Here is a 17,169-nt window from a genome sequence, read left to right as displayed (position 1 = left end):
CTAGCCCTCCGGGGTGGACGTCTCGCCGACGCCGGTGCGCACCTCGTCGGCCCGGGTGGTCGCCGCGTCCGCGGCCTGCGAGGGGGACGCGCCGCCGGCGTGGTCGGCCATGCCGTGCAGCACCTCGCGCAGCGCCTCGTCGGCCGGGACCCGCGGGGCCCAGCCGAGCGACCGCAGCCGCGACGCGTCCAGCAGCGGCAGGCTGCGCAGCAGGTCGAACAGGGCCGGCTCGGCCGGGACGACGTGCAGGTGCCACAGGGCCGACAGCGCCGAGCGGGTCAGGACGTCCGGCACCGGCACGACCTTCGCGCCCATCACCCGGCCGAACGTCTCGGCGTCGATGACCGGGCCGGCGGCGACGTTGTACGCGCCCCGCGCCCGCTCGTCGAGCGACACGAGCCGGAACGCCTCGGCGACGTCGTCGGTGTGCATGGTCTGCAGGGTCATGCCCTTCGGCCACGGCACGACGGGCAGGCGCCCGGGCCGCACGAGCGCGGTGGGCACGAAGGGTCCGGCCATGAGCCGCTTCTGGGCCGAGGCCGAGCTGCGCTGCAGGATGAAGCACGGCCGCATGCGCACGACGCGCAGGTCGGGATGCGCCGCCTCCAGGGCGTCGAGCGCGCGCTCGGCGTACGCCTTCTCGCGTCCGTAGGCGGCGTGCGGCTGGCTGTGCGTGGGCCACGACTCGTCCACCGTCCGGCCCGGCGCGGGGGAGTAGGCCCCGACCGAGGACGTGTGGACGAGCGCGCCGACGCCGGCCTGCGCGGCGGCCTCGAAGACGCGGACACTGCCGACGGCGTTCGCCTGCCACGTTACGGTCGGCGAGTGCGTCGGCTGGAACAGCCACGCGGTGTGGATGACGACGTCGGCCCCGGCGAAGAACGGCGCGAGGTCGTCCTCGCCGACGTCGGCGACCGCGTAGGTGGTCTTCGGCGCGCCGGCGTCCGGCAGGCGTCGGGCCAGGCCCAGGATCTCGGTGACACGGTCGTCGGCGGCGAGCGCCCGGACGACCGCGCCGCCGACGTTGCCGGTGGCTCCGGTGACGACGATCTTCATGCCCGGCCGGTGCCCCCGGACGCGAGCGGTCAAACCGCCGGGGTCACTCGCCGGCGGGCAGGCCGTCCTTCGTGCACAGGCTGCCGACGTCCTCGGTGCGGTCGGTGGCGATGAGGTCGAACATCTTCTCCGAGCGCTGCTTGTCCCACCGCGCCGAGAAGTCGGCCAGCGGCACGGTGCAGTTCAGGCCGTCGCCGCCCATCACCGACGAGAGCGACAGCGCGAACCGGGCCAGCGACACCGGACCGACGTTGTCGCCGATGGTCAGCGCGGTCGCGCCCCCCTTGGCGACCGAGAGGTACCGGAACGGGTTCAGCACGGTGCTGGGGGAGCGCAGCTCGGACCCGATGGAGCCGATCACGGCGCGCTGGTTCTGCACCCGCTGGATGTCCTGCGTGGCGAAGCTGTGCCGGTTGCGCGAGTACGCCAGCGCCGTCACGCCGTCGGCCTCCTGGCAGCCGGCCTTCACGTCGAGCCCGGAGTCGCGGTCCTTCAGGTCCTCCTCCGGGCAGATCTCGACGCCGCCCACGGCGTCCACCAGGTTCACCAGGCCGCCCAGGCCGATCTCGACGTAGTCGTCGACCCGGATGCCGGTGTTCTCCTCGATCGTGCTCACCAGCAGCTCAGGGCCGCCGTAGGCGTACGCGGCGTTGATCTTGCTCTCGCCGTGGCCGGGGATGTCCACCGGCGAGTCGCGCGGGATCGACATGAGCAGCGACGGGCCCCCGCCGACGTGCAGCAGCATGATCGTGTCCGTGCGCTCGCCGACGTCGCCGCCGGTGTTGAGCTTGTTGCGCTCGTCCTGGCTCAGGCCCTTGCGGCTGTCGGAGCCGACGACGAGGTAGGTGGTGCCGGGCTGGTCGGCCAGGCGCTCGTCCGGGTCCGCGTCGACGCGGGTCACCTGGTTCCAGGCCCACACGGGCACGGCGACCAGGAAGACGATCCAGGCCACGACCACCAGCGCGACGATGCGGCCGACGCGGACGCGACGCTTGCGCGGACGTCCGCCGTCGCCGGCGCCGCGGTCGCGGGTCGCGCCGGCCTTGCGTCCGGGCGGCGGGAGGTCGGGCGGGGGGAGCTCGTCGGCGGCACGCGGCGCGGGACGGGAGGTCCCGTCGTCGTAGAGCCAGTCGTAGCGCTTCTCGTCGGGGCCGCTGGGCATGGCGCCGAGGGTACCGGACCGGTCACGGACGTCCGGGCAGCGCGGCAGCGCGAAAAGTTGCGGCGTGTCCCGGCGCGCCCTCGACCCGAGGTTGAGGGTTCGTGGGGATACTGACCAGACCTCGACACCTTCCCCACGCACGCAGAGGACCCATGCCCGACGTCATCAGCTCCAGCGCCCACACGGCCGACCGCTCGGCGGCCGTCCGGTTCCGCCGCGCGCTCACCCTGACCGCGATGACGCTGGTGATGCCCGGGTCCGCCCAGGTCGTCGCCGGCAACCGCCGGGTCGGGCGTCTCGCGATCCGCGTCTGGCTCACCGTCATCGCCCTGGCCGTCGCCGCCGTCGTCGTCTACTTCGTCGACCGCGCCACCGTGCTCACGCTGCTGACCGACGGCTGGGTCATGCGTCCGCTGCGCCTGCTGCTGATCGTCGGCGCCGTCGCCTGGGCCGGCCTGCTCATCGACGCCTGGCGCCTGGGCGCCCCGCACGACCTGCGCCGCGGGCACCGCGCCGTCGTCGCCGGGCTCAACGGCGCGCTGTGCATCGGCGTCGCCGCGACCATGATCCTGGCGTCGCAGACCGTCTCGGCCCAGCAGAAGCTCATCGGCTCGGTCACCGGGTCCGGCGCGGCCAGCAAGGCGGCCGAGGGCAAGGCCGCCGACGGCCGCTACAACGTCCTGCTGCTCGGCGGCGACTCCGGCAAGGGCCGCGTCGGCCTGCGCCCGGACTCGATCAACGTCGCCTCGATCGACGCCGAGACCGGACGCACCGTGCTCGTCGGCCTGCCGCGCAACCTGCAGGACGTCCCGTTCCCCGAGGGCACGGTCATGCACGAGCAGTTCCCCGACGGGTTCTCCTGCGAGGCCGACTGCTACCTCAACGGCGTCAACACCTGGGCGAACGACCACGCCGACCTGTTCGACACCGAGCATCCCGGCATGGACGCGACGGTCGAGGCGGTCGAGGAGACCACCGGCCTGGACATCGGCTACTACGCGATCATCAACATGAACGGCTTCGCCAACCTCGTGGACGCGCTCGGCGGCGTGACGCTGGACGTCAAGGAGCGCACCGCCATCGGCGGCATCGGCGCCCCGGTCACCGGCTACATCAAGGAGGGGCGGCGCCACCTCACCGGCCGCCAGGTCACCTGGTACGCCCGCAGCCGCGTCGACAACGACGACTACTCCCGCATGGGCCGGCAGAAGTGCATCATGACCGAGATGCTCGGCCAGCTCAGCCCGGAGAAGGTGCTCACCAAGCTCGACGCCATCGCCGACTCGGCCGAGTCGTTCTTCGAGACCAGCATCCCGCAGGGCGACGTCGGCACCTTCCTGGACCTCGCGCTCAAGGCGCGCAAGGCGAAGGTCTCGTCGGTCTCGATCGTCCCGCCGCAGGTGAACACCAGCGACCCGGACTTCGACAAGGTGCGCCGCATGGTGCACCAGGCCGTGGCGAAGTCGGAGGGGACGTACTCGTCGAACGGCGTCCGCAACGCGACCCTGTCGCCGCTGTCGAAGCCGAAGATCACCGTCGAGGGCGCCGACCCGCGCAAGGACCCGCGCCGGGCGAACCAGTCCGACGACCTGCAGAAGGCCTGCTGACGCAGGAGCCGGGCGGGCCCGCGGGCGCGCCGGCAGGGGAGCGTCTCAGCGCTCCCGGTAGGCCTCGATGACCGGCTCGGGCTCGCCGTCCATGAGCAGCTCGCCCTTCTCGATCCACAGCACCCGGTTGCAGGTGTCCAGGATCGAGGTCATCGAGTGGCTGACCAGGAAGATCGTGCCGGCCTGGTCGCGGATGTCGCGGATGCGGGCCTCGCTGCGCTCGCGGAACTGCTTGTCGCCGACGGCCAGCGCCTCGTCCACGATGAGGATCTCGTGGGTGCGCGCCGTCGCGATGGCGAACTTCAGCCGCGCGGTCATGCCCGAGGAGTAGGTGCGCATCGGCAGGTCGATGAACTCGCCGAGGCCCGAGAACTCGATGATGTCGTCGTAGGCGGCCTCGATCTCGTCGCGGGTGAAGCCCATGGCCAGCCCGCCGAGGATGATGTTCTGCGAGCCCGGCAGGTCCTTGATCAGCGACGCGCCGACGCCGAGCATGCTCGGGTTCGCGCTGGCGTGGATCGCGCCGCCCGAGACCGGGGTGAGCCCCACGATCGCGCGCATGAGCGTCGACTTGCCCGAGCCGTTCGTGCCGATGACGCCGATGCTGTCGTTCTCGTACGCGACGAACGAGACGTCCTTGAGCGCGTTGACCGTGCGCGTGCGCGGCGCGCGCTTGCCGTCGGGGCCCTTGCGTCCGGTCTTGACGTGATAGTCGACCGAGACGTGCTCCACCACGACGGACGGGCGACGGCCCGGGAGGATCTCAGTCACGTCCGTACCGCTCCTCGGCCTGCCAGAAGAACACGATGCCGACGACGAGCAGGGCGACCGACCACACCGCGAAGTACATCCAGTACCACGGGTTGTCGATCGTGTACTGCCCGTCGAGCAGCAGGCCGCGGGCGAGCGTCAGCAGCTCGTGCAGGGGCTGGAAGTCCAGGATCCGCAGCGCGACCTCGTTGCCCTCGAAGCGGCTCTCGAGGTCGAAGAAGATGCCTGTGGAGAAGAACAGCAGCCGGCTGATGAACGGCAGGATCTCGCTCAGGTCGCTCAGGTGCACCGACAGCCGCGACGTGATCAGGGTGAGCCCGACGTTGAACATCGCGTAGAGCAGCACGAGCGGGACGAGCAGCAGCCAGTGCCACTGCGGGGTGTTGCCCCTCACCGTGACGAAGATCAGCAGCACCGCCAGCGTGGGCAGGAAGAGCACGAGCTCCTCGAGCACCCGGGCCATGGGCAGCACGATGCGCGGGAAGCGCAGGCTCTGGACGAGCGCCCGGTTGCTGGTGATCGACTTCGCGCCGCTGGTGAACGTCCGCGAGAAGAACTCGAAGAAGAAGACGCCGACGATGAGGAACTCGATGAACCGGTCGGGCTTCGCGCCGCCCATGATCAGGCCGAAGACCGTGCCGTAGACGACGGCGTTGATGATCGGGCGCAGGACGACCCAGGCCAGGCCCAGCTGATTGCGCTGGTTGTCGGCCCGGACGCGGTACAGGGCCAGCAGCCACATGAACTCGCGCCGGCGCCAGGTCTCGCGCAGGTAGGCCCCGAGCGGGGGACGGGCGCCGACCCGGCCGAGGCCGTGCTGCTCCGCGTACGCTGCCAGGTTCATGGATTCCTACTCGTGCGAGGGGATGCGGGGCCGGACGGAGCCGGGACCGCGCCGAGTCTAGGGCATGGGGTCACGGCCGGACCGGCTCGGCGTGCTCCTGCGCGGCGACGCGCGCGACGTCCGCGGCGGTGCCGCCGGTGACCAGGACGAGGCTGCCCTCGCCGGCCGCGGCGGCGACCACGGCGGCGCACTCGGCGGCCAGGTCGGCGTCCACGAGCAGGCGGCGGGCCCGGTCGGCGCCGGCCCCGGCGACGAGCGCGGCGTGGCTGATGACGAGCCCGCCGAGCCCGAGCGCGAGGTCGTCCTCGCCGGGCTCGTCGAGCGCGACGAAGACGTCCGGGTGCCCGGCCACCACGCTGTTGAAGTCGAGGAACCCCTCGGGGGCCGACTCGAACGGCAGGCCGAGCGGACGCAGCGACAGCGCGACGCGGACGTCCTCGTCGGCGTCCAGCTCGGGTCCGGTGACGCCGATCGCGGCGTCGGTGTCGACGACGACGGCGCCGACCTGCCAGCACGCGAGCGCCCAGACCACGCGCTCCCAGTGCGTGGGCAGGCCGAGCCGGACCCGGGTGCCGGGCTCGACGTCGAGGTCGTCGACCAGCAGGCCGCAGGTCTTGGCCACCCAGTTGGCGGTGGTGACGGCGCTCAGCTCGACGCGCTCACCGCTGCCGAGGTCGTAGTAGGTGACGAACGGGCGGCCCGGCTCGCGGCGACGGCCGAGCAGCGTGGTGAGCGCGGTCATGCCCGCACCGCCGCGGCGACGTCGGCGGCCGAGCCGATCGCGGTGGCCGGCAGGTCGAGCGGGTCGGCGAGGCTCGCGAGCGGGTCGTCGGCCTCGGGGGCGGCGAGCAGCGGCTGCGGCCGTGCCGCGAGGGCGTCGCGCAGGCCCCCGGCCCGCAGCAGCGGCGTCCGGGTGACGGTGGGCCCGACCGGGGCCAGGACGACGACGTCGGCGTCGCGGACGGCGGCCAGCGCGGCGTCGCAGGCGGAGTCGTCCGTGCTCACCACGACCAGGGCCTCGGCCGCCGCGGTGCCGATGGCCAGGTGCTCCTCGACGTGGACGGCCCTGCGGTCGTCACCGTCGGCGACCACGACGTGCAGCTCGGTGCGGTGCTCGGAGACCGGCACGACGGTGGCCGGGAGCCCGAGCCGCGACGACAGGGCGGCGGTCACCTCGGCCAGCCCGAAGCCGGCGGCGAGCAGCTCGGTGCGCAGCACCTGGCGGGCGAGGGTGGCGTCGTCGTCGTGGGCCCAGCGCGGCTCGGCACCGAGAGCGGCGAGCTCCTCGGCGACCCGGCTGGTGGCCGGCGCCGGCTCGGCGCGCAGGCCGTCGAGCAGCGCGTCGGCGTCCGGCGTCCGCTTGAGCCCGTGCACCCACTGGTCGCGGGCGACGGAGGCCACGACGGTGAGGTCGTGACCGGGGAGGAGGGAGGCCAGCTCGCGCACGAAGGGGGCTGACTCGGCCCCGGCGAGGACGGTGACGCGCATGCCCGCCATCGTGCCAAAGACGTGTTCGCACGGCGTGTCGGGGTGGTTCTGCGGCGGGTCGCCATGATATTTCGGCGTTCGGCTTGACTCAGGCCGTGTCGCAGGACTGTAATTTCATCCATGTCATTCGATCTGGGTGTGGACCTGCCTCTGGAAGACGCTGAAGAGCTCTCCTGGCAGGAGCGTGCGTTGTGCGCCCAGACCGACCCCGAGGCGTTCTTCCCCGAGAAGGGCGGCTCGACGCGCGAGGCCAAGAAGGTCTGCACGACCTGCGAGGTCCGCACGGAGTGCCTGGAGTACGCGCTCGAGAACGACGAGCGCTTCGGCATCTGGGGCGGTCTGTCCGAGCGTGAGCGACGCAAGCTGAAGAAGCGCGCCTGAGCGTCGCCGCCGGCGCGCTGCCGGTGCGCTGACCCCTGCCCGACCCGCCCCCTCCCCGAGCCCGTGCCCACCTGGGCGCGGGCTTGTACGCTCGCCGGGTGTTCGACGAGCCCGATGACCCCCGCGCCTGGCTCGAGGACCCGCCGACCGTCGCTGCGGTCCTGGTCGCCCACGACGGCATGGCCTGGCTGCCCACCGTGCTCGGCTCGATCGCGACCATGGAGCACGCCCCGACCGCGTGGCACGCGGTGGACGTGGCCTCGACCGACGGCAGCGGCGACCTGCTGCGCGCCTCCTTCGGCGACGAGCGGCTGAGCTACGCCCCGTCCGGCACCGGCTTCGGGGCCGCGGTCGACCTCGCGGTCGAGCAACTGCCTCGCACCGACTGGATCTGGCTGCTGCACGACGACTCCGCGGTGGAGCCCGACACGCTGGCCCGGCTGCTCGACGAGGCCACGACCGCCGGTGACGACGTCGCGGTCGTCGGCCCGAAGCTGCGCGAGTGGCCCTCCCTGCGCCGCCTGCTCGAGGTCGGCGTGACGGTCAGCGGCACGGCCCACCGCGAGACCGGGCTGGAGACCGGCGAGCCGGACGCCGGTCAGCACGACCGGCCGCGCGACGTCCTGGCCGTCAGCAGCGCCGGCATGCTCGTGCGCCGCGACGCGTGGGACGCGCTGGGCGGCTTCTCGGCCGACTTCCCGATGTTCGGCGACGACCTCGACCTGGGCTGGCGCGCCGCCCGGGCCGGCTACCGGGTGCGGGTCGCGCCGCCGGCCGTCCTGTTCCACGCCGAGGCCACCGCCCGGCGGGCGCGTCCGCGCAGCACCGGCGACGTGAGCCCGCACGAGGAGCGGCGGGCGATGCTGTTCCTCACCCTGGCCCACGCCACCGGGCGCCGGGCCGCGCTCGCCTGGTGGCGGCTGCTCGTCGGCTCGTTCCTGCGCACGCTGGGCCTGCTGCTGGCCCAGGCGCCCGAGGAGGCGGGGGACGAGCTGCAGGCGCTGCGCGACGTCTACCTGCACCCGCGGTCGGTCCGCCGGGCGCGGGCCGAGCGAGCCGCCGCCGAGACCGTCCCGCACGCCCGCCTGCGCCACCTGTTCCCGTCACCCTGGCTGCCGTACCTGCGGGCGCTCGACACGGTGCGCGAGTGGGCGGCGGCGCTGCTGCGGCCCGAGTCGATGGTCACCACCGGACGGCGCAGCTCGGTGCTCGACCCCGAGCCCGACGACGTCCCGGACGACGGCCCGTCGTTGTGGCGCCGACGCCCCTGGCTGCTCACCGTCCTGCTCGTGCTGGCCGTGGTGGGCGTCGCGTCCCGCGACCTGCTGAGCGGGCCGTACCTGCACGGCGGCGCGATGCTGCCCGCGCCGCGGACGGCCGGCGGCTGGTGGGAGCTGTTCCTCTCCGGCGGGCACGACGTCGGGCTGGGCACGTCCGGGTCCGGCCCGGTGCTCGCGCTGCTGCTCGCGGTCGTCGCCACCCCCGTGTGGCTCGCGCCCGGGCTCGTCACCTCGGTGCTGGTGCTCGGGGCCGTGCCCCTCGCCGCGCTCACCGCCCACCGGTTCGTCCGGCTGTTCACCGACCGGCGCGGCCTGCGCATCCTCGCCGCGCTCGGCTACGCCGCCGCCGTGGCCGCCTCCGGTGCGGTCGCCGAGGGCCGGGTCGGGACGCTCGTCACCGCCGTCGTGGCGCCGATCGCGGCCGGCGTGGCCGTGCGGCTGTGGTTCGAGCCGCGCTGGCAGCGCGGCGTGGCGCTCGGCGTGTGGGTCGCCGTCGCGACCGCGTTCGCCCCCGTCGCCTTCTGGCTCGCGCTCCCGCTGGCCCTCGCCCTGGCGTTGCGCCGCACCCGGCCGTTCCTGGTCGCGGCCGCGCTGGCCGTCGTCCTGCCGCTGGTGCTCGTCGGTCCCTGGACGTGGCAGCGCGTCGTCGCGCCCGCGCGGGTCTGGTGGGAGGCCGGACTCCCACTCCCGGCGGACGCCTCGGCGATCGACGTCGCGCTGGGCCGGGGCTCGGACGCGGGCGCCCCGCTCGGGCTCGTCGCGCCGGTGCTGCTCCTGGCCGTCGTCGCCCTCCTCGCCGTCCCGGCCCGCGAGCGCCGCGCCGTCGTCGTCGCGTGGTCCGCCGCGCTCGTCGCCCTGGCCGTGGCGGTCGTGGGCCTGTTCAGCTCCGTCGACACCGGCACCGGCGCGGCGACGGCCGCCGCGTGGACCGGCCTGCCGGCGCTGCTGTGGGTCGGCGCCCTGCTGGTGGCGTGCCTGCTGGCCGCCGAGGCGGTCGGGCCGCTGCGCGTGGCGCTGACCGTGCCCGTCGTCCTGCTGGCGCTCGTCCTGCCGCTCGGCACGGCCGCCTGGCTGGTCGTCCACGGCGCGGGCGACCCGCTCGAGCGCGACCGCGACACCCCGGTGCCGGCGTACCTCGCCGACCGTGACGCCACCACGCTCGTGCTCACCGGCACCCTCGACGGCCCGATGCAGGTCGACGTCGTGCGCGGCGCGGGCCCGTTCCTGGGCCAGGAGACGCTGCGTCCGGACGCCGAGCGCCAGGACGCCCTGCTCACCACGGTCGAGGCGCTCGTCGCCGGCACCGGGGCCGCGCAGGTCTCCGAGCTCGCCGACCTCGGCGTCGACGCCGTCTACCTGCCCGACGCCGACCGGGCGCTCGCGCAACGGCTGGACGCGCTGCCCGACCTGCGCGCCGCCGGCAGCGACGACCCCGCCTCCCGGGTGTGGACGCTCGAGGGCGCGACCCCGCCGAGCGCCGACGGCTCCTGGTGGCGCACCGTGGTGGCCGTCGTGCTGGCGGTGGCATGGCTCGTCGCCGTCGTCCTGACCGCCCCCGTCCGCCGACGCCGCAAGGAGGTGCTGCGATGACCGGCCGGCTCCGCGCCCTGCTCTGGCCGCTCGTGGCCGCGGCGCTCGTCGCCGCGGGCGTGCTGCTTCCCGAGCCCGACCGCACGTCCTCGGACGGCGACGACACCCTCACCGTCGAGGCCCGCACGCTGGCCTGTGCCGGCGGCACCCGGGTCGCGGCGGGGGCGCTCGCCGTGCACGACGGTGCCCGGCGCGAGGCCACCGTCCTGCCCGCCGGCGAGCCGGTCGAGGCGCTCAGCGGGGCGACCACCTGGGCCGAGGGCACGGTGTCCGGTCCGGTGTCGGTCCGCACGACCGACGAGCGCGGGGCGGGAGCGGTCGCGTTCACCCGCTCCGACGAGGACGGCCTCGAGCTGGCAGCCTGTCCGTGGGCGGCAGCCGCCTCGGCGCCCTACCTGGTCGGCGGCGGCGCGGCGGGGGACCACCAGTCCACGCTGCAGCTCACCGGCACGTCCGGCGGTTCCTCGGTGGTCGACCTGCGGCTGTGGGGAGCCCAGGGCCCGGTCGAGGGCGTCGGCACGACGGGCATCGCGCTCGAGCCGGGCGAGGCGCGCTCGGTGCGCCTGACCGACCTGGCCGCGGGGGAGTCCGAGCTCGCCGTGCAGGTCGTCGTGCGCTCGGGCCAGGTCGCGGCCTCGCTGCGCGACCGGGCCGCTGAGCCGGCCTCGGGTCGCGAGGTGGTCACTCCGGTGGCGACCGCGCGCCGGGTCCAGGTCGTGACCGGCGTGGTGCCCGGCGACCGCCGTCTCGTGCTGCTCAACCCGACGGGCACGTCGACGCCGGTCACGATCGAGGCGCTCGGCCCGGACGGCACGTTCGCGCCGACCGGGCTGGAGGACCTGCAGGCCCGCGCCGGAGCCGTCACCGCCGTGCCGCTGCCGGCCTCGCTGGGCGACGACGTGGTCTCGCTGCGGGTGCGGGCCGACGTGCCGCTCGTGGCCACCGTGCGCTCCGCCGCGAACGGCGACGTCGCCGACGCCGCCCCGGCGCCGGCGCTCGACGGCCCGGCCGTCGCGCCGCTGGCGATCGGCTCGTGGCAGCGCGCCGACCTGGTGCTCTCCGCCCCCGGCCGGGCCGCCTCGGTGCGCCTGGTGGCGCGCGACGCCGCCGGACGCGAGGTGGGCACCGCCGCGGTCGAGGTCGCGGCCGGTGCCACCGCCGTCACCGACCTGCGCCGGGTCGGCGACGGGGCGGCCTGGGTCGAGGTGCGTCCGGACGGCGAGCTGCACGCGGCCGTCGCCTACCGGTCCGGCAGCGGCGCCTCGACGCTGACGCTCGCCGCGGCGCCCGTGGACGTGCCCGCGCCCGACCTGCGTCCGGCGCGCTGACCCGGCTCAGCCGAGCCGCGGGTCCAGGTCGTCCGGCGGCACCTGCCAGACCTCGGCCAGCCGGTCGACGAGGTGGTCGAGCAGCAGGTCGACGAGGTCCTCGCGTCCGGTCGAGCGGTGCGTCAGCGGCAGCCGGAACAGCACGACCCGCGGGGTGCCGCCGTGCTCGGTCGCGAGGCTGAGCGGCACCTCGTCCTGCCACTCCTCGGGCAGGATCGGCACCTCCTCGACGACGACCTCGACGGCCGCCGCCTCGCGCTCGAAGGCGGGGCGCAGCTGGTCCAGCGCGTCGCCGACCAGCAGGTCGAACTCGGCCCGCGGCGGACGGTGCACGGGGACGCTGCTCGGCGAGAGCGGACCGGGAAGGGCGACCGGTCCGCGACGTCCGCGGCCGCGGCGGTCGCGCATCGATCCGCCGCGCGGGCCGGCCACCACGCCCCTGTACAGGTCCACGCCGGCGAGCATACGGCGCGCCGCGTGCGCACCCTGTCGGCCTCGCCGGTTAACCTTCCCGGGTGGCGACGAAGCGCAGGTGCACCCGGACGGCTTGCTCGGAGCCGGCCGTCGCCACCTTGACCTACGTGTACGCCGACCAGACCGCCGTGCTGGGCCCGCTCGCGACCTATGCCGAGCCGCACACCTACGACCTGTGCGCCGCGCACTCGCAGCGTCTCTCCGCCCCCCGCGGGTGGGACGTGCTGCGGCTCGCGCCGGACCCTGCCACGCTGGAGCCGTCGCACGACGACCTGCTCGCCCTGGCCGACGCCGTCCGCGAGGCCGGCCGGCAGGTGCCCAACCCCGAGCCTTCCCCCGGGCTGCGGCTCGTGCCCGCGCCCGACGACGAGGAGTAGACCATGGACCCCCGGCTGGAACCGATCGTGAAGGCCTACGACGTCCGCGGACGCTCGCCCGAGCAGCTCGACGCGACCATCGCGCGCGCCCTCGGCGAGGCCTTCGCCCACGAGGTCGGCGTCGCCGGCGGCGGCAAGGTCGTCGTCGGCCACGACATGCGCGACACGTCCCCGGTGCTGGCCCGGGCCTTCGGCGAGGGCGTCCGCTCCACCGGTGCCGACGTCGTCGAGATCGGCCTGGCGTCCACCGACATGCTCTACTTCGCGTCGGGCGACCTCGACCTGCCCGGCGCCATGGTCACCGCGAGCCACAACCCGGCGGTCTACAACGGCCTCAAGCTGTGCCGCGCCGGGGCCCGCCCGATCGGCCTCGAGACCGGCCTGCGCGCGATCGCCGACCGGGCCGGCGAGCTGCTCGACCGCGAGCAGACCCCGGCGGTCACCGGCGGCGTCGAGTCCGTCGACGCGCTCAGCCGCTACGCCGCCTACCTGCACGAGCTGGTCCCGGTCACCGGACGCCGGCTGAAGGTCGTCGCCGATGCCGGCAACGGCATGGCCGGGCACACCGTCCCGTCGGTCTTCGCCGACCTCGACGTCGACCTGGTGCCGATGTACTTCGAGCTCGACGGCAGCTTCCCGAACCACGAGGCGAACCCGCTCGACCACAGCACGCTCGTCGACCTGCAGGAGCGCGTCCGCTCCGAGGGCGCCGACGTCGGCCTGGCCTTCGACGGCGACGCCGACCGCTGCTTCGTGGTCGACGAGCGCGGCGCGGTCGTCTCGCCGTCGGCCATCACCGCCCTCATCGGCGCCCGCGCGCTGCGCGAGCACCCCGGCGCCACGGTGCTGCACAACGTCATCTGCTCGCGCGCGGTGCCCGAGATCATCGCCGAGCACGGCGGCACGCCGGTCCGCACGCCGGTCGGCCACTCGCTGATCAAGGCCGAGATGGCCCGCACCGGTGCGGTCTTCGGTGGCGAGCACTCGGGCCACTTCTACTTCAAGGACTTCTACCTCGCCGACTCCGGCATGATCGCCGGCCTGCACGTCCTGGCCGCGCTCGCCGAGACCGAGGGCACGGTGTCCGAGCTCATGGCCGAGTACGACCGCTACCCGTCCTCGGGCGAGATCAACAGCACCGTCGACGACGCCGACGCCGTCCTGGAGACGCTGCGCAGCACGTACGCCGAGCACGACCAGGACACCCTCGACGGCCTCACGGTGACCGCCGCCGACTGGTGGTTCAACGTCCGCAAGTCCAACACCGAGCCCCTGCTGCGCCTCAACGTCGAGGGTGCCGACGAGGCGACCATGGCGCGCGTGCGCGACGAGGTGCTCGGCCTGATCCGATCTGGAGACGCCGCATGAACATCGACCCGGGCCTGCTCGACATCCTGGTCTGCCCGCAGTGCCGCTCGACACTGTTCGTCGACGACGACCGCAGCGAGCTGGTGTGCAACGCGTGCGCGCTGGCCTACCCGGTGCGCGACGACATCCCGGTCATGCTGATCGACGAGGCGCGCCCGGTCGGCTGACCGGGCCTCAGTGCGCGGCGGGAGCGCCGCGCAGCCGCTGGACGAGCATGACGACGCCCAGCACGACGAAGCCGACCGCCAGGCCCACCAGGGCGGACGCGGCGGTGTTCGTCAGCCAGCCGAGCACCGCGCCGACGCCGTGCACGGCGTCGTGCGCGGCCTCCTCGAGGTGGTGCACCAGCTCGTACGGTCCGTGCCAGCCGAGCTCGTCCACGCCGACGAGCAGGATGTGCCCGCCGACCCACATCATCGCGGCGGTGCCGACGACCGACAGCACCGAGAGCACCTTGGGCATGGCGCGCACCAGGCCGCGGCCCAGCGCGGCGACGGCGCCCTGGCCGCGGGCCGCGAGGGCCAGGCCGGCGTCGTCCATCTTCACGATGAGCGCCACGACGCCGTAGACGACCGCGGTGATGGCGAAGGCCACCACGAGCAGGATGGCCAGCCGCGACCAGAAGCTCTCGTCGGCGACCTCGTTGAGCGACAGCACCATGATCTCGGCGCTGAGGATGAGGTCGGTGCGCACCGCGGACGAGACGATGTCGTCCTCGGAGCGCTTCACCTCCTCCGCGTCCGCGGGTCCGTGCCCGACGAGCGCGCCGTGGATCTTGTGCGCCGCCTCGTAGCAGAGGTACGTGCCGCCGAGCATGAGGATCGGCGTGAGCAGCCAGGGCAGGAACTGGCTCAGCAGCAGCGCCAGCGGGAGGATCACGAGCAGCTTGTTGCGCAGCGACCCCTTCGCGATGCGCTTGATGATCGGCACTTCGCGCTCGGCGGCCAGGCCCCGCACGTACTGCGGCGTCACGGCCGTGTCGTCGATGACGACGCCGCTGGCCTTCGCGGTCGCCTTCGCCGCTGCGGCCCCCACGTCGTCGATCGAGGCGGCCGCCAGGCGGGCCAGCGCGGCCACGTCGTCGAGCAGGCCGAACAGGCCGGCGCTCACCGGGGGCTCCGGGCGGACGTCGTCGGGAGGGTCTGTTGCTCGGTCATCGTGATCCTTCGGTCGTGCGGTCGCTCCCAGCATGGCAGCAGTCCGGGGACGAGGCTCGGTGCGTCGGGTCACCCGCTCGCCCGGGGCACGGCTTCCCCGGGGAGATAGGCTGTCGCTCATGGATTTCAACGTCGCCGACCTGTCCCTCGCCGAGTACGGGCGTGCGGAGATCACCCTCGCTGAGCACGAGATGCCCGGCCTCATGGCCATGCGCGAGCGCTACGGCGCCAGCAAGCCGCTGAAGGGCGCCCGCATCGCGGGCTCGCTGCACATGACGATCCAGACCGCGGTCCTCATCGAGACCCTGGTCGACCTGGGCGCCGAGGTGCGCTGGGCGAGCTGCAACATCTTCTCCACGCAGGACCACGCGGCCGCCGCCATCGTGGTCGGTCGCGACGGCACCCCCGAGGACCCGAAGGGCGTCCCGGTCTTCGCCTGGAAGGGCGAGACGCTGGCCGAGTACTGGGACCTCGCCGAGCAGATCCTCGTCTGGCCCAACGGCCAGACCCCGAACATGATCCTGGACGACGGCGGCGACGCCACGCTGCTGCTCCACCTCGGCGTCGAGTACGAGAAGACCGGCTCGGTCCCTTCGCCCGACACCACCGACAACCCCGAGCTCAAGGAGGTCCTGCGCGTCCTGGCCCGGGCTCAGGAGCAGGACCCGCAGCGCTGGACGAAGATCGGCGAGAGTGTCCAGGGCGTCACCGAGGAGACCACGACCGGCGTGCTGCGCCTGTACGAGCGCTTCCAGAACGGCTCGCTGCTGTTCCCGGCGATCAACGTCAACGACTCGGTCACCAAGAGCAAGTTCGACAACAAGTACGGCTGCCGCCACTCGCTGGTCGACGGCATCAACCGCGCCACCGACGTCCTCATCGGCGGCAAGGTCGCGGTCGTCTGCGGCTACGGCGACGTCGGCAAGGGCTGCGCGGAGTCGCTGCGCGGCCAGGGCGCCCGCGTCATCGTCACCGAGATCGACCCGATCTGCGCGCTGCAGGCGGCGATGGACGGCTACCAGGTCGCCACGCTGGAGAGCGTCGTCGAGCAGGCCGACATCATCATCACGGCCACGGGCAACTTCGACATCGTCCGCGTCGAGCACTTCGAGAAGATGAAGAATCAGGCCATCGTCGGCAACATCGGCCACTTCGACAACGAGATCGACATGGCCGGCCTGGCGAAGGTCCCCGGCATCACGCGCACGACGATCAAGCCGCAGGTCGACGTCTGGCAGTTCCAGGACGGCCGCAAGATCATCGTGCTGTCCGAGGGCCGTCTGCTGAACCTCGGCAACGCGACCGGCCACCCGTCGTTCGTCATGTCGAACTCGTTCACCAACCAGGTGCTGGCCCAGATCGAGCTGTTCACCAAGGCCGACCAGTACGAGCTCGGCGTTCACGTGCTGCCCAAGCACCTGGACGAGGAGGTCGCCCGTCTGCACCTGGACGCGCTCGGCGTCGAGCTGACCGAGCTGTCCAAGAAGCAGGCCGAGTACCTCGGCGTCGACGTGGCCGGGCCGTACAAGTCCGAGCACTACCGCTACTGAGCCGCGTCGCCGGTCCCTCCCGCACATGAGCTATCGCCGCAGGTCCAACCCCGACCGGGTGCTGGTCGTCGACGACGACGCCGCGCTCGCCGAGATGCTCACGATCGTGCTGGAGGGCGAGGGCCTGGTCACCGAGGTGTGCTCCTCCGGTGACCGGGTCCTGGAGCGGTTCGTGGAGTTCAAGCCCGACATCGTCCTGCTGGACCTGATGCTCCCGGGTCTGGACGGCATGAGCGTGTGCCGCCAGATCCGGGAGCGCTCGGGCGTGCCCATCGTCATGCTCACCGCGAAGGCCGAGACGACCGACGTCGTCCAAGGCCTCGAGGCGGGTGCGGACGACTACATCACCAAGCCGTTCAAGAGCTCCGAGCTCGTCGCGCGCATCCGGGCCCGGCTGCGCCGCACCGACCGGCTCGCCGAGCCGCTGGTGTTCGGCGACATCGTGCTCGACCCGGCCGCGCACACCGTGACGCGCGCCGGCCAGCCGCTCGACCTGACCCCGCTGGAGTTCGACCTGCTCGCCTGCCTGCTCGGCACCCCCGAGCAGGTGTTCAGCCGCGAGGTGCTGCTCGAGCGTGTGTGGGGCTACCACCACCCGGGCGACACGAAGCTGGTCAACGTCCACATGACTCGGCTGCGCAGCAAGATCGAGGACGACGCCGACGACCCGCGGGTGATCCGCACCGTGCGCGGCATCGGCTACCAGGCCGTCCTGCCCGGCGCCGGACCCGTGTGA

The 17,169-nt window shown here is 73.6% G+C and carries 17 protein-coding genes; 9 read left to right on the top strand and 8 right to left on the bottom strand.

The genetic code is table 11. The features are described from left to right. The gene (locus tag HGAM_RS00215) at positions 1 to 1,056 is read right to left on the bottom strand and encodes an NAD-dependent epimerase/dehydratase family protein (protein ID WP_019143455.1); all 1,056 of its coding nucleotides are present in this window, start codon (positions 1,054 to 1,056) and stop codon (positions 1 to 3) included. A 43-nt stretch (positions 1,057 to 1,099) separates the two neighbouring features. Next, on the bottom strand, positions 1,100 to 2,218 hold the full coding sequence (locus HGAM_RS00210) for an LCP family protein (protein WP_019143454.1): 1,119 nt from the start codon (positions 2,216 to 2,218) through the stop codon (positions 1,100 to 1,102). A 152-nt stretch (positions 2,219 to 2,370) separates the two neighbouring features. Here HGAM_RS00210 and HGAM_RS16945 point away from each other — a divergent pair, with 152 nt between their 5' ends. Beyond that, a complete protein-coding gene (locus HGAM_RS16945) occupies positions 2,371 to 3,825 on the top strand; it encodes an LCP family protein (protein ID WP_019143453.1) in 1,455 nt (484 codons plus the stop codon). 45 nt (positions 3,826 to 3,870) lie between these two features. On the opposite strand, the gene HGAM_RS00200 is transcribed toward HGAM_RS16945, so the two are convergent. From HGAM_RS00200 to HGAM_RS00185, 4 genes are all read right to left on the bottom strand, one after another. Continuing rightward, complete coding sequence (locus HGAM_RS00200) at positions 3,871 to 4,596, bottom strand: ABC transporter ATP-binding protein (protein WP_019143452.1); 726 nt, start codon at positions 4,594 to 4,596, stop codon at positions 3,871 to 3,873. Further along, positions 4,589 to 5,440, bottom strand: coding sequence for an ABC transporter permease (locus HGAM_RS00195; protein ID WP_019143451.1), 852 nt, complete (start codon positions 5,438 to 5,440; stop codon positions 4,589 to 4,591). The genes HGAM_RS00200 and HGAM_RS00195 overlap by 8 nt, the downstream gene beginning before the upstream one ends. A 70-nt stretch (positions 5,441 to 5,510) precedes the next feature. Continuing rightward, entirely contained in the window at positions 5,511 to 6,182 is a 672-nt protein-coding gene (locus HGAM_RS16940; RefSeq protein ID WP_019143450.1) for a TIGR03089 family protein, read from the bottom strand. Beyond that, the gene (locus HGAM_RS00185; protein ID WP_019143449.1) at positions 6,179 to 6,928 is read right to left on the bottom strand and encodes a 2-phospho-L-lactate transferase CofD family protein; all 750 of its coding nucleotides are present in this window, start codon (positions 6,926 to 6,928) and stop codon (positions 6,179 to 6,181) included. The genes HGAM_RS16940 and HGAM_RS00185 overlap by 4 nt, the downstream gene beginning before the upstream one ends. 120 nt (positions 6,929 to 7,048) lie before the next feature. Here HGAM_RS00185 and HGAM_RS00180 point away from each other — a divergent pair, with 120 nt between their 5' ends. The 3 genes from HGAM_RS00180 (at position 7,049) to HGAM_RS00170 (ending at position 11,507) form a co-directional block, all read left to right on the top strand. After that, on the top strand, positions 7,049 to 7,309 hold the full coding sequence (locus tag HGAM_RS00180) for a WhiB family transcriptional regulator (protein ID WP_049798078.1): 261 nt from the start codon (positions 7,049 to 7,051) through the stop codon (positions 7,307 to 7,309). Positions 7,310 to 7,407: 98 nt separating this feature from the next. Beyond that, positions 7,408 to 10,179 (top strand): glycosyltransferase, encoded by a 2,772-nt coding sequence (locus HGAM_RS00175; RefSeq protein WP_019143447.1) that lies wholly within the window; start codon positions 7,408 to 7,410, stop codon positions 10,177 to 10,179. Next, positions 10,176 to 11,507, top strand: a complete 1,332-nt coding sequence (locus HGAM_RS00170; protein ID WP_019143446.1) for a DUF5719 family protein — start codon at positions 10,176 to 10,178, stop codon at positions 11,505 to 11,507. The genes HGAM_RS00175 and HGAM_RS00170 overlap by 4 nt, the downstream gene beginning before the upstream one ends. A 6-nt stretch (positions 11,508 to 11,513) precedes the next feature. Here HGAM_RS00170 and HGAM_RS00165 read toward each other — a convergent pair whose 3' ends face one another. Continuing rightward, complete coding sequence (locus HGAM_RS00165; RefSeq protein WP_147543445.1) at positions 11,514 to 11,960, bottom strand: peptidase; 447 nt, start codon at positions 11,958 to 11,960, stop codon at positions 11,514 to 11,516. A 62-nt stretch (positions 11,961 to 12,022) separates the two neighbouring features. On the opposite strand from HGAM_RS00165, the gene HGAM_RS16935 reads away from it, so the two are divergent. From HGAM_RS16935 to HGAM_RS19935, 3 genes are read left to right on the top strand one after another with little or no spacing between them, the layout of a single operon-like run. Further along, entirely contained in the window at positions 12,023 to 12,358 is a 336-nt protein-coding gene (locus HGAM_RS16935; RefSeq protein WP_049798077.1) for a DUF3499 domain-containing protein, read from the top strand. 3 nt (positions 12,359 to 12,361) lie between these two features. Beyond that, a complete protein-coding gene (locus tag HGAM_RS00155; RefSeq protein WP_019143443.1) occupies positions 12,362 to 13,726 on the top strand; it encodes a phosphomannomutase/phosphoglucomutase in 1,365 nt (454 codons plus the stop codon). Continuing rightward, positions 13,723 to 13,893 (top strand): Trm112 family protein, encoded by a 171-nt coding sequence (locus HGAM_RS19935; protein WP_019143442.1) that lies wholly within the window; start codon positions 13,723 to 13,725, stop codon positions 13,891 to 13,893. The genes HGAM_RS00155 and HGAM_RS19935 overlap by 4 nt, the downstream gene beginning before the upstream one ends. Positions 13,894 to 13,900: 7 nt before the next feature. Here HGAM_RS19935 and HGAM_RS00145 read toward each other — a convergent pair whose 3' ends face one another. Further along, positions 13,901 to 14,836, bottom strand: a complete 936-nt coding sequence (locus tag HGAM_RS00145) for a DUF808 domain-containing protein (RefSeq protein WP_019143441.1) — start codon at positions 14,834 to 14,836, stop codon at positions 13,901 to 13,903. Between the two features lie 166 nt (positions 14,837 to 15,002). Here HGAM_RS00145 and ahcY point away from each other — a divergent pair, with 166 nt between their 5' ends. Both ahcY and mtrA read left to right on the top strand, forming a co-directional pair. Beyond that, on the top strand, positions 15,003 to 16,433 hold the full coding sequence (ahcY, locus tag HGAM_RS00140) for an adenosylhomocysteinase (RefSeq protein WP_019143440.1): 1,431 nt from the start codon (positions 15,003 to 15,005) through the stop codon (positions 16,431 to 16,433). A 25-nt stretch (positions 16,434 to 16,458) separates the two neighbouring features. Continuing rightward, complete coding sequence (gene mtrA, locus HGAM_RS00135; protein ID WP_038951428.1) at positions 16,459 to 17,169, top strand: MtrAB system response regulator MtrA; 711 nt, start codon at positions 16,459 to 16,461, stop codon at positions 17,167 to 17,169.

The organism is Aeromicrobium massiliense JC14, assembly GCF_000312105.1.
In the GTDB taxonomy this organism is placed as follows: Bacteria; Actinomycetota; Actinomycetes; order Propionibacteriales; family Nocardioidaceae; genus Aeromicrobium; species Aeromicrobium massiliense.
This window is presented reverse-complemented; position numbering and strand designations above follow the sequence as displayed.